Source organism: Lentisalinibacter salinarum (assembly GCF_040706555.1).
GTDB lineage: Bacteria > Pseudomonadota > Gammaproteobacteria > Steroidobacterales > Woeseiaceae > Lentisalinibacter > Lentisalinibacter salinarum.
This window is the reverse complement of sequence record NZ_JAPDRH010000003.1, coordinates 31,411-51,562: the sequence shown is the minus strand read 5'-3', so window position 1 is coordinate 51,562 and position 20,152 is coordinate 31,411. Positions and strand designations below refer to the sequence as shown.

Below are 20,152 nucleotides of genomic sequence, written 5' to 3'. Positions count from 1 at the left end.
CGATGTGAGACCAGCTCGAGAAAGGCGCTATAACTTATTGTTTCTGGTGCCCGGGGCGAGACTCGAACTCGCACGACCGAAGTCAGCGGATTTTAAGTCCGCAGCGTCTACCAATTCCGCCACCCGGGCGCACCGGCATCAAGAAAGGGCCCGCCGGCAGCACCGCCGGCGGGCACCCGAAAAATTCCAGAGATTCCGGGACCCGGCGTTCAGCCGTTCATCCCGGGTGGCATCAGCCCCCGCCGGGCGGGCTCTGCGCGTCCTGGTAAGCCGGCCTGCGCTGGATGTCCTCCGTCGCCTTCTGGCCGAACTCCGATGCGCCGTCCCAGGCTTCCTGTGTGGCGCAGACCGTCTCGGAGAAGCGCGTCCCCGTCTTGACGATTTCCTTGCAGATCAGCTTCGGCTTGTCGCCCCCGCCGCCGGCCGCCTGGGTATCGCCGGCGGCGGGGTTGTCGGCCTGCGCGACCGTCGCGGCATCGCCACCACCGTTGGCGGCACAGCCTGCCAGCAGCAACGCGGTGGCCAGCGCCAATCCTGATGACTTGATATTCATGTGTTCCTCTCCCTGATGCCGGAGGATGATGTATTCGCACGCACCCTTTTGGAGCATGCTAGCCGAGCCAAACGCAGGTGGCAAACGGACGGAAGGTTTCAGGGAGGAAAGGAAAGTGGGTGGAGGCTAGGGTCGGAATCGAACCGGCGTACACGGCTTTGCAGGCCGCTGCATAACCACTCTGCCACCTAGCCACCGCTTGCCCACGGCCCCGGCGGCGCCGGGGACCCGGACCATACCACACAAGGCCCCGCACGGGCACTGGTTTCTCGGGCCGCGCAGGACCCCGGTCCGCACCCCCGATATTAGGAAATCTCCGCCTCCGCGTGAACAGCCTCCGCCGGCTCTTCCTCTTCGATGACGTGCTGCGCGTCGCGCCCCGAGCCGAGCAGCACCGCCACCCAGCGGGTGTCCTCGTTGGCCTCCAGGCCGATCTTCAGGGTCATGGTGAGCGGCACCGAGAGCAGCATGCCCACCGGGCCGAACACCCAGCCCCAGAACACGATGGACAGCAGCACCACCAGTGGCGAGATGCCCACGCCGTAGCCCATCATCCGCGGCTCGATGACGTTGGCGTAGATCAGATTGATGATCAGGTATCCGATGGCGATTCCCACCGCGGGTCCGAGGCCGAACTGGAGCAGCGCCAACAGCACGGCCGGTATGGCGGCGATGATCGAGCCGATCACCGGAATATAGTTCAGCAGAAAGGCGAGCAGCCCCCAGAGCAGCGGGAAGTCGAGGCCCACGGCCCAGGTCAGGAGCCAGGCCGAGACGCCCGTGGCCACGCTGACGAGCGTCTTGATGCCGAGATAGCGCCCTAGGTTGACCAGGAAGTCGCGGAACGCCGCCATATGCTCTTCGCCGCGGCCGAAGGCGGCCGTGATCTTCACCGGGAAGGTGGAGGCCTCCAGCAGAATGAAGGTCATCGTCAGGAAGATGAGCAGCGTGTTGGTGAGGACGTCCCTGAGCGCGTTCAGCGTATTGGCGGCCATGCCCATGGCCCAGCCGGGGTCGATCATGTCGCCCAGGCTCTCGATGGGCTGGTCGCTGTCGACGCGCGCCGCGACGAATTTCAGGAACCCGTCCATCATCGCGTCCAGGCGGGCCTGGTACGTGGGCAGGGCGGCCGTGAACTCGGCAATGGACGTGCCCACGATCACGCCGAACACGGCGAGAATCAGCATCATCACGACGACGATCAGCAGCACCGCCACCACCGCGGGGATGCGCTGGCGCTGCATGAACAGCAGCGGGCGCACGCTCACCAGCGACAGGAACACGGCCAGCAGGAACGGCACGAGCAGCACCTTCGCCGCCTGCATGGCGAAGATGATGATGATGACCGCCGCCACGCTGATCAGCGTGGTCCGGCCTCTGACCAGCGGTTCACTCACAAGCGTGTCTGCCGCGATGCCCTCTGTGCCGACCGGCGCCGACCTGGGCCGAAGTTGCCCGACCGGACGGGCCGTCGATCTGCCGTCGGCCTAGTGTGCCCGCCGCTTGCGGCCGCCGCAATGCGGCCCGGAGGAAGCGGCTCAGAAACGATAGCGGGCCTCGACGCCGATCATGCGTGGCGGGCTCGGCCAGGCGATGTCCGTGCGCAGGCTCGTGAAACGGCGGGAGACGTAGTACTCGATCCACTCCTCGTCCGTGGCGTTCTCCGCGAAGGCGGTCACGCTCCAGGCGTCGCCACGCAGGCCGAGGCGCAGGTCCACGACGGTGTAGGCGCCCTCCGCGTCCCGGCCGTCGATGCTCCAATAGGTCTTGCCCCGACGGTCGATGTCGACGCGGGCGAAGCCCTGCCAGGGCCCCAGCGGCCAGACGTACTCCCCGCTCAGGTTCAGGGTGTACACGGGTGCGCCGGGCACTTCGTTGCCGATCACGTCCGATGGCGGCACGGTAAGCCCCGGTTCGGCGCCGATGGCCTCGATCTCGCTGTCCACGAAACCGTAGGCGAGCGCCAGCGTCAGGCCGTCCACGGGCCGGATCACCGCCTCCACCTCGCCGCCGAGGATGCGGCTCTCGTCCGCGTTGATCAGCGCCTGTGAGCCGAACGGGTCGAACAGGAACCACTGCTGGTTCTCGTAATCGATGTAGAACGCCGCCACGTTCAGCACGCGGCTGCCGTCGGCGCTGGCGTACTTCAGGCCCAGTTCGTAATTGTCCAGGTGCTCGGAGTCGAAGGACGGAGCGAACTGCACCGCCGGGTCGTTCGCGAGCGTATTGAAACCGCCGGGCCGGAAGCCCTCGGCATAGGTCGCGAACAGGTTCAGGTTCCCGGTTAGCGCATAAGCCAGTTGAAGTTTCGGCTGGAACTCACTGAATTCCTTAATACCATTGGCAAGCGGGTTGTTCGTATCGTTCTCCCGCCTCACGTCGTCGAAGCGCCCGGCCACGGTCAGCTCGAGCCGGTCCGTGAGGTCCATGCTCACCTGGCCGAATACGGCGCGAGTCTCGTACTGCTCGTTCAGGATGGCCGGCGCCTGGGGCACGAAGAAGGCACTCCCGGGGCTCCAGTCGCCGCCGTTCTGGAAGCCGGCGACGTTCAGGAAAGTGGCCAGCGTGCGGTCGCGCTCCTGGTCGCTGTAGTAGGCGCCGACGATCCAGCGCAGGCCTTCCTCCGCGGTCGACACCAGGCGGAGCTCCTGGCTGAACTGGCTCTGGTTGTCGTCGACATCGATGTTCAGGAATTCACGGTCCGTCTGGTCCAGGTCCTGATCGTTGCGTGACTCCAGGTCGTGCCAGCCGGTGATCGAGGTCAGGGTGAAAGCGTCGAAGCCGTAGTCCACCTTGGCGGTGTAGTCGTCGAAACTGACACTCGATACGCCGAGGATATTGGACTGGATGGTGTATGTGGTGTTGTTCAGGGGGAACGGGAATGGATCGCCCGGGAGCCGGTTCTCCTCGGTGTCGGCCGAACCCGGCATGAAGTAGCCGGAGCCGGCCTCCTGGTCCGCGTACTGGTAACGCACGTCCACGCTCAGCCGTTCGTTCGGCTCGATCAGCAGGCGGCCGCGCAGCGACGTGGAGTCCTTGAAGTCCACGTACTGGCCGAGGCCCTCGTTGAGCAACTGGCCGTCCCGGTCATTGTTGTAGACCGCGAGGCGGCCGCGCACCTTGTCGGAGAACAGCGGGCCGGAGACGGCGCCCTGCACGGTGTAGTCGTCGCCCTCGCCCACTCGGGTCTCCACGTAGGCTTCGAGATCGTCGGTGGGGCCCCGGGTGGTGATATTCACGGCCCCCGCGACGGAGTTTCGCCCGTAGAGCGCGCCCTGCGGTCCGCGCAGCACCTCGATCTGCTCCACATCGAACAGATCCTGGGTGGTAACCAGCGAGTTGTTCACGGTGACGCCGTCGACGACGAAGGCGAGCGGCGTTTCACCGATACCCCGCTGCTGTGTGACGCCGCGGATGGTGATGGTGCTCTGGCCCACCTCCTGGTCGTCGGAGAAGCGCAGATTGGGCGTCAGTGCCGCTACGTCGTTCATGCGCTGAATGGAGGCGTCCTCGATGGCCGCCTTGTCGAACACCGTGATCGCATCGGCAATGTCCTGGAGGTTCTCGCTGCGGCGGCGTGCGGTAACGATGACCTCGTCGATCGTGGCGTCGCTCGCGCTAACGCCGTCGGCCTCTTCCTGAGCGGGCAGCGGCCCGGCGGCCATCACGGCGACGAGACAGACGGCAGCGGTGCCGCCAATCCTGCGGGGCGGAGTCATTCTCGAATTGTCCTTTATTCGTCAGTGACTTGATGCGGGCGGAGCCGGCGCTGGCAGATTACCAGATCGGGCCAGCCGGGCGAACCGGCCAGCGCAACGAATCAGGGCCCCGTTGCGGGGCCCTGAAGCTGTCTGGAGCGGGAAACCGGGCTCGAACCGGCGACCTCAACCTTGGCAAGGTTGCGCTCTACCAACTGAGCTATTCCCGCCTAGTCTCGAAGGGACCGCAATTCTAGCGACTCCCGGGGGACTGTCAAGGCACCGCGATCAGCTATTCGCGTTCAGCACCGGCCAGGCCGCCTTGAGGTAGGCATACATGGACCACAGCGTCAGGCCCGCCGCCGCCAGCAGAAACAGGAACCCCGCGTCGTAGACCGGCAGACCGCCGGTATCGAGGTGCCAGACCATGAGGGTCAAGCCGATCATCTGCAGGGTGGTCTTCACCTTGCCCACCATGGAGACGGCCACCGTCGTGCGCTGGCCGAGCCCCGCCATCCACTCCCGCAGGGCGGATACGGTGATCTCGCGGCCGATGATGATGGCGGCCACGAGGGCGAGCGAGATGCGCTGATCCGTCTGCACCAGGAGCACCAGCGCGACGGCGACGATGAGCTTGTCCGCCACCGGGTCCAGGAACTCCCCGAAGGGCGTGATCTGGCCGAGCTTGCGGGCGACGTAGCCGTCCAGCCAGTCTGTGATGGCTGCCAGCATGAAGACCACCGCGGAGGCCGGGCGGCCCCACTCGTACGGCAGGTAGAACAGCACCACGAACAGCGGGATGGCGGCGATGCGTATCCAGGTCAGTGTATTCGCGGTATTCAGTTGCACGGCAGCCCCGTCACCATCAATTCGTCTGCGCCTCGCCGGCCGGTTCCTGCTCGGCGTGGAGTACAGTATAAATGCGCTCGGCCAGTACGCGGCTGATACCGGGTACTTTGGTCAGGTCGTCCATACCGGCGGCGGAAACGCCCTTCAGTCCGCCGAAGTGGCGGAGCAGATCCCTGCGCCGCTTGGGACCGAGCCCCGGAATGTCCTCGAGCACGGAGCCCCGGCGCGCTTTCGCGCGGCGCGCCCGGTGGCCGGTGATGGCGAAACGGTGCGCCTCGTCGCGGATATTCTGTATGAGCAGCAGCGCCGGCGAGCCGGACGGGAGGGTGCGTGGATAGGCCTCCTCCTCCACCCAGAGCTGCTCGCTGCCCGGCCGCCGCGCCCGGCCCTTGGCCACCGCCACCACCTTCAGGAACTCCAGATCCAGATCGGACAGGATCTCCAGTGCCTGGGTGCGCTGGCCCCGGCCGCCGTCGATCAGGACGAGGTCAGGCAGGGGTACCTCGCCCTTTTTCACGCGCTTGTAGCGCCGCTCCAGCACCTCACGCATGGCGGCGTAGTCGTCGCCGGCGGCCGTGCCCCGGATGTTGAACCGGCGATAGTCGGATTTCATCGGCCCCTCGGGCCCGAAGACCACGCAAGAGGCCACCGTGGCCTCGCCGCCGGTATGAGAGATGTCGAAGCACTCGAGGCGCTCCGGCACGTCGTCCAGTGCCAGTGTTTCGGCAAGGGCCTCCAGCTGCCGGCTTACGCCGGCATTGCCGGCGGCGCAGAGATCCGCCCCCTGGCGGGCGTTGGTCGCGGCCATCTGCAGCCAGCGCGCCCGGTCGCCGCGCACCCGGTGGCGGACTTCCACCCGGTGTCCTGCCCGACCGGTCAGGGCCTCGCCCAGCAGGTCGGCGTCCTCCACTGCCCGTTCCACCAGGATCTCCCGCGGCGGCGCCGACTCGAGGTAATACTGGCCGAGAAAGGACGACAGCACCTCGTCGTCGGGCGTATCCGGCGCCACCTTCGGATAGTGGGAGCGGCTGCCCAGCAGGCGGCCGTGGCGGACGAACAGCACGGCCACGCAGACGATGCTGCCCCGCCGGGCCAGCGCCACGGCGTCGACGTCCGTCGCGCTCTCCCGGGAGACCATCTGCTCGGCATCCACCCGCTTCAGGCGTGCGATCTGGTCGCGGAACTGCGCCGCCCGCTCGAATTCCAGTGCCTCGGCGGCCGCCTCCATGCGCTCCACCAGGCTGTCGATCACGGCCTGATTGCGCCCCTCCAGGAACGCGATCGCGTTCTGCACGTCCCGCGCGTAGTCCGCCTCGTCGATGTGGCCGACGCAGGGCGCCGAACAGCGCCGGATCTGATACTGCAGGCACGGCCGCGAGCGGTTGGCGAAGAAGGTATCGGTGCAGTTGCGCAGCAGGAAGAGCTTCTGCAGCTCCCCGAGGGTACGGCGTACGGCGCCCGCGCTGGGATAGGGCCCGAAGTAGCGCCCCCGGGCGCGCCGCGCGCCCCGGTGGAAGGCCAGCCGCGGGTAGGCATGCTCGGTCACGTGGATCCAGGGATAACTCTTGTCGTCCTTCAGGAGCACGTTGTAGCGGGGGCGCTCCCGCTTGATGAGGTTGTGCTCCAGGATGAGTGCCTCGGCCTCGGTGTTGGTGACCGTCACCTCGATATCGCGGATCTCCGCCACCAGCGCCATGGTCTTGGCGTCCTTGGCCTTGCCGCTGAAGTAGCTGCCGACCCGCTTGCGCAGATCTCTGGCCTTGCCCACATAGAGGATCGCGCCATCCCCGTCCAGCATCCGGTAGACGCCGGGCCGGTGGCTCAGGTTCGCGAGGAATCGGCGATGATCGAAGGCGGCCCCGTCCATGATGTCTAGGATAACGGACGGAGCCTGACTATGGCGGGCCGGCGGCGCCCGGGCGTCGTCTGAGCTGCCCTCTCAGCCGCCGACGAGTTCCCGCGCCCGGCCGATGACGGCATGGAACATCTCTTCGGTCAGACGCCGCGTCTGCGTGTTGTAGCGGCTGCAGTGGTAGGAATCCAGCAGGGTCAGCCCGCCCGGCAGCGCGTGTTCCGCACCATGGCCGAAGCCGTTCGCGTTCAGCTTCATGCTGAACGCCTTCAGCACCGCCCGGTGGGCGATGGAGCCCAGCGCCAGCACCACGCCGCCCTCGCCCACCGTGCCGAGTTCGGCCTGCAGATAGGGACTGCACTCGTCCACCTCGGCGGTGGTCGGCTTGTTCTGCGGCGGCAGGCACTTCACGGCGTTGGTAATACGGCAATTCGTGAGCTCCAGCCCGTCGTCGACGAAAACCGACTCGGGCCGGCTGGCGAAGCCGGCGTCGTAGAGCGCCCGGTACAGGAGGATGCCGGCGAAATCGCCGGTGAACGGCCGCCCGCTCCGGTTGGCGCCGTGCATGCCCGGGGCGAGACCCACGATCAGCAGGCTCGCCTCCGGGTCGCCGAACGGCGGCACCGGCAGGGCGTGGTAGTCGGGGCGCTTCTCGCGCACCGCGGCGAGGTGGGCGGCCAGACGCGGACAGCGGGTGCAGTCCGGGTCGTACTGGTCCCGCGATACCTCCGTCTCGGGCACGGCCATCAGTCGTCCATATGCCGAATGACGGCTTCGCCGAAGCCCTTCGTACCCACCAGCGTGGCTCCCGGAATGAGCTGATCGAGCTCCTGCTCCACGTCCTGCTTGCCGTGGGGATGGCTGCCGGCGGGACGCTTCGGTTTGCGGATCGCCTCGCGCAGCCGCGCGAGATCGAAGGTGAGCTCCTTGGCGGCGATGGTGTTCGCCACGCCCTTGATGATGAGGTCGGCCGCCTCGGTCCAGCCCAGGTAGCGGAGCATCATCTCGGCGGAGAGGATGAGCGAGCCCGGGTTCACCCGGTCCTTGCCGGCGAAACCGGGCGCCGTGCCGTGGGTGGCCTCGAACACGCCGACGCCGTCGCCGATGTTGCCCCCGGGGGCGATGCCGATGCCGCCCACCTGGGCCGCGAGGGCATCGGAGATGTAATCCCCATTCAGGTTCAGCGTGGCGATCACGTCGTATTCCTCGGGCCGCAGCAGGATCTGCTGCAGGAAATTATCGGCAATCACGTCCTTGACGATGATCTCGCGCCCGGTCCGCGGATTCGGGAAGGCGTGCCAGGGCCCGCCGTCCTTCGGCTCCGCGCCGAACTCCTCGCGGGCGACTTCGTAGCCCCACTGGCAGAACGCGCCCTCGGTGTACTTCATGATGTTGCCCTTGTGCACCAGGGTCACCGAGCCGAGATCGTTGTCGACGCAGTAGTTGATGGCCTTGCGCACGAGGCGCTCGGAGCCCTCGCGGGAGACCGGCTTGATGCCGATCCCGGAACTCGAGGGGAAGCGGATCTGGGTGGCGCCCAGTTCTTCCTGCAGAAACTTGATCAGCTTCTGCACCTCCTGGGAGCCCGTGGCGTACTCGATGCCCGCGTAGATGTCCTCGGTGTTCTCGCGGAACACCACCATATTCACCAGGTCGGATTCCTTCATCGGCGTGCTGACGCCGGGGAAGTAGCGGATGGGCCGCACGCAGGCGTACAGATCCAGCGTCTGGCGGATGGAGACGTTCAGCGAGCGGATGCCGCCGCCGATGGGCGTGGTCAGGGGGCCCTTGATGGAGACCACGTATTTCTCCAGCGCGTGCAGCGTCTCCTCGGGCAGGAAGTTGGCGCTGTCGTAGACCTCGCTGGCCTTCTTGCCCGCATAGACCTCCATCCAGGCGATGCGGCGCTCGCCGCCGTACGCGCGGCTCACCGCGGCGTCGACCACGTCCTTCATGACCGGCGTCACGTCCCTGCCGATGCCGTCGCCCTCGACGAACGGGATGACGGGCTCGTCCGGCACGTTCAGCCGGAAGTCCCGGTTCATGGTGATGACGTCGCCGCGCTCCGGGATCTGGATCTTCTCGTACTGCATCGTGTGTTCCTCTGGACCCGCAAAGAAAACGGCGCCCCCGGGGGCGCCGTTCCTAGCATACTCCAACGATGGCTCAGCTGGCCTCGTCGAACTGCTCCTCCTCGGTGGAACCGGTCAGCGCCGTGATCGAGGACTCCGCGCTCACCGCCTGAGTGACGGCGTCGAAGTAGCCGGCGCCCACTTCCCGCTGGTGGCGGGTGGCGGTGTAGCCGTCCTTCTCCGAGTCGAATTCCGCCTGCTGCAGCTCAACGTAGGCCGCCATCTGGCGTTCCCGGTAGCCCTTCGCCAGCGTGAACATGCTGTAGTTCAGCGCGTGGAAGCCCGCCAACGTGATGAACTGGAACTTGTAGCCCATGGCCGCGAGTTCCTTCTGGAACTTGGCGATGGTCTTGTCGTCCAGGTTCTTGCGCCAGTTGAACGACGGCGAGCAGTTGTATGCCAGCAGCTGGTCCGGGTACTCCTTGTGCATGGCCTCGGCGAACGCCTTCGCCTGCTCCAGGCTCGGCGTGGACGTCTCGCACCACACCAGGTCGGCGAAAGGCGCGTAAGCCAGCGCCCGGTCGATGGCCTGCTCCAGGCCCGGCTTCACCCGATAGAAGCCCTCGGCGGTGCGCTCGCCGGTGATGAAGCGCTGGTCGCGCTCGTCGATGTCCGAGGTGAGCAGGTTGGCGGCGTCGGCATCCGTGCGGGCCACCACCAGGGTGGGCACGTTGCAGACGTCGGTGGCCAGTCGGGCCGCGGCCAGCTTGCTGACGGCCTCCTGGGTGGGCACGAGTACCTTGCCGCCCATGTGGCCGCATTTCTTCGCCGAGGACAGCTGATCCTCGAAGTGCACGCCGGCCGCGCCTGCATCGATCATCGCCTTCATCAGTTCGAAGGCATTCAGCACGCCGCCGAAGCCAGCTTCGGCGTCGGCGACGATGGGCTGCATCCAGTCGATGGAGTTGTCGCCCTCGGCCTGGTGGATCTGGTCCGCACGCAGCAGCGTGTTGTTGATGCGCCGCACGACGGCCGGCACCGAGTCTGCCGGGTACAGCGACTGGTCGGGATACATCTCGCCGGCCAGGTTGGCGTCACCCGCCACCTGCCAGCCGGACAGATAGATGGCATTCAGGCCGGCCTTCACCTGCTGCATGGCCTGGTTGCCGGTCAGTGCGCCGAGCGCATTCACGAAATCTTTCTCGTGGATGTATTTCCACAGCTTCTCCGCGCCCTGGCGCGCGAGGGAGTATTCCACCTCTACCGTGCCGCGCAGCCGTACGACGTCTTCTGCACTGTAGGGTCGGGTTACGCCTTTCCACCGCGGGTCGCTGTCCCACGATTTCTGAAGCTCCTCGGCTGACATGACACTCATGATTCTCTACTCCTCGCTGACACGCCGTTAGTGGGTTTCGGATGGTACGCGATGGTCACGGCGGGACCATTGGTACTTTGGTCTAATGTAGTGAAAGGGATCAGTCGATCTCCCGGTAGGCCTCCAGCGTCAGGAAGCTCTCGAAGTCGTCCTCGCGGGTGATCTTGTCCATCAGCTCCGCGGCCCTCTCGTAGTTGCCCGCGGCGAATGCCTCCTCGCCGACCTCCTCGCGGATCTTTTCCATCTCCTCCGCCAGCACGGATTCGAACAACTCCAGGGTGACCGGCCGGCCGTCGTCGAGCACGCCGGTCTCGTGGTGCACCCACTGCCAGACCTGGGCGCGGGCGATCTCCGCCGTGGCCGCATCCTCCATGAGGTTGTACAGGGGCACGCAGCCGTTGCCGCCGAGCCACGCCGCCATGTACTGCACGCCCACCGAGATGTTGTTGCGCAGCCCCGTCTCGGTGATGCGCCCCTGGGGCACCTGCAACAGGTCCGCCGCGGTCACCTCAACGTCGTCGCGCTGGCGGTCCACCTGGTTCGGCTGCGGCATGTGGCGGTCGAAGATCTCCATGGCGATCGGCACGAGGCCGGGATGGGCCACCCAGGTGCCGTCGTGGCCGTCGGTGGCCTCGCGCTCCTTGTCGGCCCGCACCTTGGCGATGGCCTCCTCGTTCGCCTCAGGATCGTCCTTGATCGGGATCTGGGCTGCCATGCCGCCGATCGCGAAGGCGCCCCGGCGATGACAGGTCCTGATCACCAGCAGCGAATAGGAGCGCAGGAAGTGGGTGGTCATGCCCACCTCGTTGCGGTCCGGCAGCACGAATTCCGGGAACTTCCGGAATTTCTTGATGAAGCTGAAGATGTAGTCCCAGCGCCCGCAGTTCTGGCCGACGATGTAGTCCTTCAGCGCGTACAGGATCTCGTCCACCTCAAACGCCGCCAGTATCGTCTCGATGAGCACGGTGACCTTGACGGCCCCTTCGTCCACCGCGCCGGCCTTCTCGGCGAAGCGGAACACGTCGGACCAGAGCGCGGCTTCCTTGTGGCTCTCCATCTTCGGCAGATAGAAATACGGCCCGGTGCCCTGATTCTTGAGTTCTTTCGCGTTGTGGAACAGGTACAGGCCGAAGTCCACGAACGCGCCCGGCACCTCCTCGCCGTCCACCTTCAGGTGCTTCTCGAACAGATGCCAGCCACGCGGCCGGACGATCAGGGTGGCGATCTTGTCGCCCAGCTCGTAGTGCTTGCCGTTGGGCGCGTCGAAGCTGATGCTGCGCCGCGCCGCGTCGCGCAGGTTGATCTGCCCCTGGACCACGTTGTACCAGTTGGGCGTCATCGAGTCCTCGCAGTCGGCCATGAACACCTTCGCGCCCGAGTTCAGCGCATTGATGACCATCTTGCGGTCGGTCGGGCCGGTGATCTCCACCCGGCGGTCCTGCAGGTCTGCCGGCGCCTCGGTCACCTTCCATTCGGACTCACGGATCTCGCGGGTCTCCTCGAGGAAATCGGGCATCTCGCCGGCATCGATGCGGGCCTGGCGCTCGTCCCGTGCCTTCAGCAGGCCGTGGACCCGCGGCGTGAACTCCCGGTGCAGGGCGGCGACGAATTGCAGCGCTTCAGGGGTGAGTATCTCGTCGAATCCCTCGTGCATCGTTCCCAACAGTTCGATGCCTTCTCCAGGAGACGTACGCGCGGGGTTACTCATGACTCACTCCAGTCCGGTTGATCACTCAGGCCCCACAGGAATCAAGCGCTTGCGGGGGAATTCCACCCCGGCAGAACTCTGCGTGACCGATTTTATTGCGGTGCATCATGATACCGGCCGCCACCAGTCGCTGCAATCCGGGAAGCTCCCGGATCGCCCCGCTCGGGGCCTTCCCGACCGCGTTACGAGCCGAACCCGGGCCGAGCCCGTCGACTGTTCCCCGGCTCCGGCCGAGGGTATGGTCCCGGCATGCGACTCGTGCTCCTCAACAAGCCCTACCAGGTGCTCTCGGCATTCACCGACAGCCACGGCCGCGACACCCTCGCCGCCTACGTCGGCATTCCGCAGGTGTACCCCGCGGGCCGGCTCGACTACGACAGCGAGGGGCTGCTGGCCCTCACCGACGACGGCCGGCTGCAGGCGGCCATAGCCGATCCCCGCCACAAACTACCGAAGACTTACTACGCCCAGGTCGAGGGTCTGGTCGCCGCGGAGGCCCTCGCCCGCCTGCGCGGCGGGGTCGACATCCGGGGACACAAGGCACGCGCGCTGGAAGCGAGCGCTGTGGACGAACCCGAGTGGCTGTGGCCCCGCGATCCGCCGATCCGCTACCGCCAGAGCGTTCCCGACTCCTGGCTCAGGATCACCATCGACGAGGGACGCAACCGCCAGGTGCGGCGCATGGGCGCTGCAGTAGGCCTGCCGGTGCTTCGACTCATCCGGACCCGCATCGGACCCTGGGAAGTGCACGGCCTGCAGCCCGGCGAATATCGCGAGCTCCCGGCCCGCCAAGCCTGGCACACGCTCCGAAAACCCCACCGGTAGGAGGGCCTTCAGGCCCGACGCGCTAGCCGGCCTTGCGGTGGGACTCCACGGCGTCGCGGAGGCCCGCGATGAGCATCGCCACCTCCATCGCCTGCTCGTAGTTCAGTCGGGGATCCACCTGGGAGCGGTAGGCCCGATTCAGGTCGGCCTCGGCCAGGCCGCGGGCGCCGCCGATGCACTCGGTGACGTTCGCGCCGGTGAGTTCCAGATGCACGCCGCCGAGATAGCTGCCCATCTCCCGATGGATGCGGAATGCGGCCTTCAGCTCCGAGACGATGTTGTCGAAGCGCCGCGTCTTGAAGCCGCCGGACGTGCTCTCGGTGTTGCCGTGCATGGGGTCGCAGACCCAGAGCACCGGGCTGCCGGTGGCGCGGGCGGCCTGGATCAGCGGCGGCAGCCCCTCCTCCACCTGCTTGGCGCCGAGGCGATGGATCAGTGTGAGCCGGCCCGGCTCGTTGTTCGGATTGAGGATGCCGATCAGCTCCTGCAGCCATTCGGCAGTCATGCCGGGGCCGACCTTCACGCCGAGCGGATTCGTGACACCGCGGAAGTACTCGACGTGAGCGCCGTCCACGTTGGCGGTGCGCATGCCGATCCAGGGGAAATGAGTGGTGAGGTCGTACCAGCGGTCCCGCCGCAGCCGGGTCTGGGCCTGCTCGTAGTGGAGGTGCAGCCCCTCGTGGCCGGCATAGATGTCCGCACGCCGGGTGTGATGGATGGGCCGGCCGGCGATGGACTCGAAGAAATCGAGCGAGTGGGAGATGGCATCGGCGATGCGCTGATACTCGGCAGCCATCGTCGAATGGCCCACCCAGTCCAGATCCCAGTTCTCCGGATGATGCAGGTCGGCGAAGCCACCATCGACGAGCGAGCGGACGAAGTTCAGGGTGAGAGCCGCCCGCTCGTAGCCGCGCAGGATCAGCTCCGGATCCGGAATCCGGTCGTCGGCCGTGAATGGACTGCGGTTGATCAGGTCGCCGCGGAAACTCGGCAGGGTCTCCCCGTCCCGGGTCTCTGTGTCGGCGGAACGGGGCTTCGCGTACTGTCCCGCCATGCGTCCGATCCGCACCACCGGCTTCTTCAGGCCGTACAGCATCACCAGCGACATCTGCAGCAGGATCTTCAGCTTCTGCACGATGCTCTCGGAGGTGCAGTCGTCGAAGGTCTCGGCGCAGTCGCCGCCCTGCAGCACGAATGCCTCGCCGCGCTGGGCGCTGGCGATGTGCTGCTTGAGATTGTCCACCTCCCAGGAGGTGACCAGCGGCGGCAGCCAACTCAGCCGGGCTACGGCGTCGTCGAGTGCGTCGCGATCGGGATAGGCCGCCTGCTGGGTCGCCTCGCGGCTCTGCCAGCTGGTGGGGTGCCAGTTCGTCTGTGCGGTGTTTCGGGACATTGCGGCAATATGCCACGGGCCTTGCTGCAAAGCAAAACTTTCAGGGATTCGAATAAGTTACGTACGAAATCGTCGAGCTTTTACTGCGCCCGGGCCGAAATGGCGCCGCAACGCGAGGACGCCCGCCAAGACGGCTCGCCATCGGGGAAACCCTCAGTGGCGGCTTATGCGGTCAGATGGGACAATGCGCCGCATCAATCCCCATCCCTTTCGTTACTTTAGCAAGCCGGCTCGCGGCCTCGCCGGGTCGGCCGGGAGTGAAAGCCATGAAAGATATCCTGAAAAGGCTCGGTCTGGAGGCCGAGAACCACGGGACCTGGTGCGGCGGCAAGGCCATCGAGAAGGACCCGGGACCTCCGATCGAGTCGATAAACCCGACCACGGGCGAGGTGCTCGGCAGCGTGCGGGCCAGCAGTGCGGGCGAATACGACCGACTGATGGTCGCCGCCCGCGAGGCATTCGCGGAGTGGCGCAATACGCCGGCGCCGGTACGCGGCGAAGCCGTGCGGCGCATCGGGCTCGCGCTGCGCGACAACAAGGATGCGCTCGGCAGCCTGGTCAGCCTGGAGAACGGCAAGATCAAGGCGGAGGGCGACGGCGAAGTGCAGGAGATGATCGACATCGCCGACTTCGCCGTGGGCCAGTCGCGCATGCTCTACGGCAAGACGATGCACTCGGAGCGGCCCTCCCACCGCATGTACGAGCAGTGGCATCCGCTGGGCGTGGTCGGGATCGTCACCGCGTTCAATTTCCCGGTGGCCGTCTGGTCCTGGAACGCCCTCATCGCGGCGGTCTGCGGCAACGTCTCGGTCTGGAAGCCTTCACCCAAGACACCGCTCGTCTCGCTGGCGGTGCAGAAGATCTGTAACGAAGTTCTCGCCGACCTCTCCCATCCGCCCATCTTCAACCTGTTCAACGACGGCGGCACCGAACGGGCCGAGGCGTTCGTGGACGACCCACGCGTGGATCTGCTCTCCTTCACCGGCTCCACCGCGGTCGGCCGCAGGGTCGGCGAACGGGTCGCCGCCCGTATGGGTCGCAGCCTGCTGGAACTCGGCGGCAACAACGCCATCATCGTCGACGAATACGCCAACATGGACCTGGCCGTGCCGGCCATCGTCTTCGGCGCCGTCGGCACCGCCGGCCAGCGTTGCACGACCACTCGCCGCGTGCTGGTCCACGACTCTCGCCGCGACGAGCTGAAGGAGCGCCTCATCCGCGCCTACGACCAGGTGCGCATCGGCGATCCGCTGGACGAGAACACGCTGATGGGCCCGCTAATCGACAATCAGGCTGTCACGAACTTCGAGCGGGCCATCGAGGACATCCTGTCCCACCACGGCAAGGTGCTCTACGGCGGCCACCGGCTGGACCGCCCCGGGTTCTACGTGGAGCCGACCTTGGTCATGGCGGAGAACCACTGGCCTATCGTGCAGGCCGAGACCTTCGCGCCCATCCTCTATCTCATCGGCTACGAGGCCCTGGACGAGGCGCTGGCGCTGCACAACGGCGTGGGCCAGGGCCTGTCTTCGGCCATCTTCACGGACAAGCTGCAGCATGCCGAGCGCTTCCTGTCCGCGGGCGGCTCGGACTGCGGCATCGCCAACGTGAATATCGGCACCTCCGGCGCCGAGATCGGTGGCGCCTTCGGCGGCGAGAAGGAGACGGGCGGCGGCCGGGAATCCGGCTCCGACGCCTGGAAGGCCTACATGCGCCGGCAGACGACCACCATCAACTGGGGCACCGAGATGCCGCTGGCACAGGGCATCCGCTTCCGCATCTAGCAGGCGCGGCAGGTCGGCAGCCGGGCGCTGCGCCCGGCTGCCCTCCCCTCATTCCGCGCCGGCGTCCTCCGCCGGGGCCAGCAGTCCGTACAGCAGCCCCACCCACTGGGCGGGTTCGAACATGCCCATCTCGTTATGCACGGCGTCGAAGTCGGCCGTTGGGTTGGCGGCCTGCACCTGCTCCAGCGTCATGCCGTCGCCAATCATCGCCTTCACGGAGTCGCGGACCGTGGCCAGCATGTCCCGGTAGGCACGCAGGTCGTCCCGGGTGGCGATAGGGCCGTGGCCCGGGATGATGACGCTGTCCTCGTCGGCCATCGCCAGCACGGCGCTGGCGGCCTCGATGACGCCGTCGACGGATCCGCCGCTGCTCGCGTCAATGAACGGATACATCTTGTGGAAGAAGGTATCGCCCATGTGGAAGACGTTCGCGCCGTCGAAATAGATGACGCTGTCGCCATCGGTGTGCGCGTGCGGCGTGTGGAACGCGCGGATGGTCTCGCCGTTCAGATGCAGGGTCACCCGGTCGTTGAAGGTGACCACCGGCAGCGCCTCCGGCGGCGAGGCCGGTACCTCCTGGTTGAAGGCCTCCAGGAACTGGTCCTCGCTCATGCGCTCGCGCACGTTGTCGTGGGCCACGATCACCGCGCCGGTCTCGCCGAAGTTCTCGTTGCCGCCGACATGGTCGAAGTGCCAGTGGGTATTGAATACGAACTTCACCGCGTCCTCGGTCAGCCCGGCGATGACCGCCTTGATCTTCGGCGTCAACGGAGCGAACTGGTCGTCGATGAGGAACGTGGCATCCTCGCCCACCGACAGGCCCATGTTGCCGCCACGGCCGGTGAGCATGTAGAGCCCGTCGCCGAGATCCGTGACGCCGATCTCCACGTCGGCCATGTCGTCCTGGGCCTGCACCGGGCCGGCGGCCACGGCAGTCGCAGCGGCGGCAGCCGCCATCATTACTCTCCACTTCATCGGTTCTCTCCTCTCAGCCGGCATCGCGCCGGGTGATGCTTTCGAAACGGTTTTTCTCCCGGTTCTTCACCACCTGGTCGGCGGCGAAGATGGTCCCGCTCATCGCGATGTAGACGCCGGGGCCAAGCGTCTGTGCAGCGGCCGTCGCCATGCCCACGTTGAACACGGCGTCGGTGCTGCGGAAGCGCGCCGGACTCAGCGCGCCGGTGAGCACGATGACCCGATCGCCGAGCCCTTCCAGGGCGAGCGCGGTCTTCACCATGGTGTCGGTGCCGTGGGTGATCACGTAACGCGCGGCCGAGTCGCGCTCGATGTAGTCGCGGATGCGGGCCCGGTCGGCTTCGTCAATATCGAGACTGTCCTTGCGCAGTAACGAGACCACTTCATAATCGATGTCGACCAGCGCCTCACGCAGGATATGCTCGACCTGGGACTCGCCCACCTCGAAGCGGCTGCTGTCGTCGAAGTAGATCTTGTCGATGGTGCCGCCGGTGGTGAGAAACTTGATGAACACGCGTGGGACCCCGTGGTCTGAACAGGAGCCGAAGGTTATAGGCGGCCGCAGCGGGGATCAACGCCGGTCCCGGACTGATATGATGGCGCGGTGAGAAATATGGCCCGAACAAGATTACTCTGGATGCTGTTTGTCGCGCTCGGGCTCGCCGGGCTGGCGGGCCCGCTGGTCTCACAGGAGCAGGGGCCGGGCGGCCGCGCGCTGCAGCTGAACCTGGAAGGCGCCATCGGCGCCGCAACGGCCGACTTCATCACCGGCGGCATCCGCCAGGCCGAGGAGGAAGCGGCCGATCTCGTGATCATCCGCATGGATACGCCGGGCGGGCTGGACAGCTCGATGCGGGACATCATCTCGGCCATCCTGAATGCCGACGTGCCGGTCGCCACCTACGTATCCCCCGCCGGCGCACGCGCCGACAGCGCGGGCACCTACATCCTGTACGCCAGCCACATCGCCGCCATGGCGCCGACCACTCACCTGGGGGCGGCGACGCCCGTGCCCCTGGCCGGCGGCGGCGGCGACCGGCCGCAGCCACCGCTGCCCGGCGGGCAACCCCTGCCGACGGACGGCGGCGACGGCGGCTCCGGGGAAACCCCGCCGGCCGATCAGTCAGCCGAAGACGGCGACGCCGGCGGCAAGGGCCCGGCGGAATCGGAAGACAGCGGGCAGGCGCCGCCGGATCAGTCCGGCGACGCCATGAGCCGCAAGATCCTGAACGACGCCGTGGCCTACATTCGCGGACTCGCGGAACGCCGGGGCCGCAACGCCGAATGGGCGGAGAAGGCAGTGCGCGACGCGGCCACACTCACCTCCAGCGAGGCACTGGAGATGAACGTGATCGACCTCCTCGCCAGCGACACCGCCGACCTGCTCGCGCAGATCGACGGCCGCGAGGTAGAGCTGCCCAGGGGCACGGTGACGCTCGCCACGGGCAACATGCGCATCGAGGCCGTGGAACCCACCTGGCGGCAGAAGCTGCTGTCGGTCATCGCCAGCCCGGAGATCGCGCTGCTGCTGCTCCTCGTCGGCATCTACGGGCTGATCTTCGAGGGCTGGAACCCGGGCGCCATCGTCCCCGGCGTGGTGGGCGCCATCTGCCTGCTGCTGGCCGCCTACGCGCTGCAGGTGATGCCGGTGAACTACGCCGGCCTCGGACTGATCCTGCTCGGCATCGTGCTCATGATCGCCGAGATATTCGTGCCCAGTTTCGGCGCGCTCGGCTTCGGCGGCATCGCCGCATTCGTCATGGGAGCCATCATGATGTTCGACACGGGTGTCCCGGGCTTCGGTATCTCGCCGTGGTTCGTCATCATCGTCGTCGGCGTCTTCGGACTGTTGCTGATGTGGGTCATCGCCTACCTGCTGCGTCTGCGGCGCAAGGGCGCCGTGAGCGGCCAGGAGCAGATCCTGAAGGAGATCGCGGTGGCCCGCGAGGACTTCGCTGATCAGGGCGAGGTCATGCTGGAGGGCGAGATCTGGACGGCGCGCACCGGCGAGCCGGTGAAGAAGGGTCAGAAACTGCGGGTCGAGCGTATCGACGGGCTCGTGCTCGACGTCTCGCCCGCCGAAAACGAACCTGCCACGGACTGAACACGCAAGAGAGGGAATACCATCATGATGCTCTATATCGGAATCGCAGTCGGCCTCGTCCTGCTGTTCCTGTTCAATGCGATCCGCATCCTGCAGGAATACGAGCGCGGCGTCGTCTTCTTCCTCGGTCGCTTCCAGACGGTGAAGGGACCGGGCCTGATCATCCTGATCCCCTTCCTGCAGACGCTGACCAAGGTCGATCTGCGAGTGGTGGTCATGGACGTGCCCACCCAGGACGTCATCTCCCGGGACAACGTCTCCGTGCGGGTGAACGCGGTCATCTATTTCCGCATCGTTGACCCCGAGAAGGCCATCATCCGAGTGGCCAACGTGTTCGAGGCGACCAGCCAGCTGGCCCAGACCACGCTCCGCTCCGTCCTCGGCCAGCACGACCTGGACGACATGCTCGCCGAACGTGACAAGCTGAACTCCGACATCCGCCTGATCCTGGACCAGCACACCGACAACTGGGGCATCAAGGTCGCCAACGTCGAGATCAAGCACGTGGACCTGGACGAGAGCATGATCCGCGCCATCGCCCAGCAGGCCGAGGCCGAGCGCGCCCGGCGCGCCAAGGTCATCAACGCCGAGGGCGAGTTCCAGGCGGCACAGAAACTGGCCGACGCGGCCAAGACTCTGGAGTCCGAACGCCTGGCGATGCAACTTCGCTATCTGCAGACCCTGCGCGAGATCGCCGGCGAGAAATCCTCCACCATCGTCTTCCCCCTGCCTCTCGACCTGATCGGGCCGTTCATGGACAAAGCGAAGGAAATGATGGCCCAGAAGAAAGAATAGGTAGGAGGGCCTTCAGGCCCGATCCGGATTTCTTCTGGCGTTGGCCCACCCGCCGACGGGCCCGTTGCCGAGAGGAATGGCACCAGTCAGAGAGCGTCGCTGACTGGCAGATCCTCCCGGCGGCCACGAGAGAAGGGGACCAGCTGGAAAGAGATCGGGCCTGAAGGCC

Annotated in this window: 16 protein-coding genes and 3 tRNA genes; 4 read left to right on the top strand and 15 right to left on the bottom strand. The window is 66.5% G+C overall.

The genetic code is table 11. The annotated features are described in order from the left end of the window. Window positions 1-44 precede the first annotated feature (44 nt). The 12 genes from ACJMKZ_RS10685 to aceB all read right to left on the bottom strand — a co-directional run bounded on the left by ACJMKZ_RS10685 (window position 45) and on the right by aceB (window position 12,107). Window positions 45-129: transfer RNA gene (locus ACJMKZ_RS10685), tRNA-Leu, on the bottom strand. 103 nt (window positions 130-232) lie between these two features. Then, on the bottom strand, window positions 233-553 hold the full coding sequence (locus ACJMKZ_RS10680; RefSeq protein WP_405233216.1) for a hypothetical protein: 321 nt from the start codon (window positions 551-553) through the stop codon (window positions 233-235). Window positions 554-673: 120 nt separating this feature from the next. Further along, window positions 674-747 (bottom strand) — tRNA-Cys (locus ACJMKZ_RS10675). A gap of 111 nt (window positions 748-858) precedes the next feature. Further along, complete coding sequence (locus ACJMKZ_RS10670; protein ID WP_405233215.1) at window positions 859-1,950, bottom strand: AI-2E family transporter; 1,092 nt, start codon at window positions 1,948-1,950, stop codon at window positions 859-861. 141 nt (window positions 1,951-2,091) lie between these two features. Continuing rightward, on the bottom strand, window positions 2,092-4,272 hold the full coding sequence (locus tag ACJMKZ_RS10665; RefSeq protein ID WP_405233214.1) for a TonB-dependent receptor: 2,181 nt from the start codon (window positions 4,270-4,272) through the stop codon (window positions 2,092-2,094). A gap of 133 nt (window positions 4,273-4,405) precedes the next feature. Then, window positions 4,406-4,481: transfer RNA gene (locus ACJMKZ_RS10660), tRNA-Gly, on the bottom strand. A 58-nt stretch (window positions 4,482-4,539) separates the two neighbouring features. Beyond that, window positions 4,540-5,100 (bottom strand): CDP-diacylglycerol--glycerol-3-phosphate 3-phosphatidyltransferase, encoded by a 561-nt coding sequence (gene pgsA / locus ACJMKZ_RS10655; RefSeq protein WP_405233213.1) that lies wholly within the window; start codon window positions 5,098-5,100, stop codon window positions 4,540-4,542. 16 nt (window positions 5,101-5,116) lie between these two features. Next, complete coding sequence (gene uvrC / locus ACJMKZ_RS10650) at window positions 5,117-6,967, bottom strand: excinuclease ABC subunit UvrC (protein WP_405233212.1); 1,851 nt, start codon at window positions 6,965-6,967, stop codon at window positions 5,117-5,119. Between the two features lie 72 nt (window positions 6,968-7,039). Next, window positions 7,040-7,699, bottom strand: a complete 660-nt coding sequence (locus ACJMKZ_RS10645; protein ID WP_405233211.1) for a uracil-DNA glycosylase — start codon at window positions 7,697-7,699, stop codon at window positions 7,040-7,042. After that, window positions 7,699-9,045, bottom strand: a complete 1,347-nt coding sequence (icd, locus tag ACJMKZ_RS10640; RefSeq protein ID WP_405233210.1) for an NADP-dependent isocitrate dehydrogenase — start codon at window positions 9,043-9,045, stop codon at window positions 7,699-7,701. The genes ACJMKZ_RS10645 and icd overlap by 1 nt, the downstream gene beginning before the upstream one ends. 73 nt (window positions 9,046-9,118) lie before the next feature. Continuing rightward, window positions 9,119-10,399 (bottom strand): isocitrate lyase, encoded by a 1,281-nt coding sequence (gene aceA, locus ACJMKZ_RS10635; RefSeq protein ID WP_405233209.1) that lies wholly within the window; start codon window positions 10,397-10,399, stop codon window positions 9,119-9,121. Between the two features lie 100 nt (window positions 10,400-10,499). Continuing rightward, window positions 10,500-12,107 carry a malate synthase A gene (aceB, locus tag ACJMKZ_RS10630; protein ID WP_405233208.1) on the bottom strand — a complete coding sequence of 536 codons (1,608 nt, stop codon included), beginning with the start codon at window positions 12,105-12,107 and terminating at the stop codon, window positions 10,500-10,502. Window positions 12,108-12,356: 249 nt separating this feature from the next. On the opposite strand from aceB, the gene ACJMKZ_RS10625 reads away from it, so the two are divergent. Then, complete coding sequence (locus ACJMKZ_RS10625) at window positions 12,357-12,932, top strand: pseudouridine synthase (protein ID WP_405233207.1); 576 nt, start codon at window positions 12,357-12,359, stop codon at window positions 12,930-12,932. A gap of 22 nt (window positions 12,933-12,954) precedes the next feature. On the opposite strand, the gene ACJMKZ_RS10620 is transcribed toward ACJMKZ_RS10625, so the two are convergent. Next, a complete protein-coding gene (locus ACJMKZ_RS10620) occupies window positions 12,955-14,325 on the bottom strand; it encodes a 3-deoxy-7-phosphoheptulonate synthase class II (RefSeq protein WP_405233206.1) in 1,371 nt (456 codons plus the stop codon). A 266-nt stretch (window positions 14,326-14,591) separates the two neighbouring features. Here ACJMKZ_RS10620 and amaB point away from each other — a divergent pair, with 266 nt between their 5' ends. Next, window positions 14,592-16,109 (top strand): L-piperidine-6-carboxylate dehydrogenase, encoded by a 1,518-nt coding sequence (gene amaB / locus ACJMKZ_RS10615; protein ID WP_405233205.1) that lies wholly within the window; start codon window positions 14,592-14,594, stop codon window positions 16,107-16,109. Between the two features lie 48 nt (window positions 16,110-16,157). On the opposite strand, the gene ACJMKZ_RS10610 is transcribed toward amaB, so the two are convergent. Beyond that, complete coding sequence (locus ACJMKZ_RS10610) at window positions 16,158-17,084, bottom strand: MBL fold metallo-hydrolase (protein ID WP_405233204.1); 927 nt, start codon at window positions 17,082-17,084, stop codon at window positions 16,158-16,160. 13 nt (window positions 17,085-17,097) lie between these two features. Then, entirely contained in the window at window positions 17,098-17,598 is a 501-nt protein-coding gene (locus tag ACJMKZ_RS10605) for an asparaginase domain-containing protein (RefSeq protein ID WP_405233203.1), read from the bottom strand. A 99-nt stretch (window positions 17,599-17,697) separates the two neighbouring features. Here ACJMKZ_RS10605 and ACJMKZ_RS10600 point away from each other — a divergent pair, with 99 nt between their 5' ends. Both ACJMKZ_RS10600 and ACJMKZ_RS10595 read left to right on the top strand, forming a co-directional pair. After that, window positions 17,698-19,188, top strand: a complete 1,491-nt coding sequence (locus ACJMKZ_RS10600; protein WP_405233202.1) for an NfeD family protein — start codon at window positions 17,698-17,700, stop codon at window positions 19,186-19,188. 24 nt (window positions 19,189-19,212) lie between these two features. Beyond that, entirely contained in the window at window positions 19,213-19,983 is a 771-nt protein-coding gene (locus ACJMKZ_RS10595; protein WP_405220368.1) for a slipin family protein, read from the top strand. Window positions 19,984-20,152: the final 169 nt, after the last annotated feature.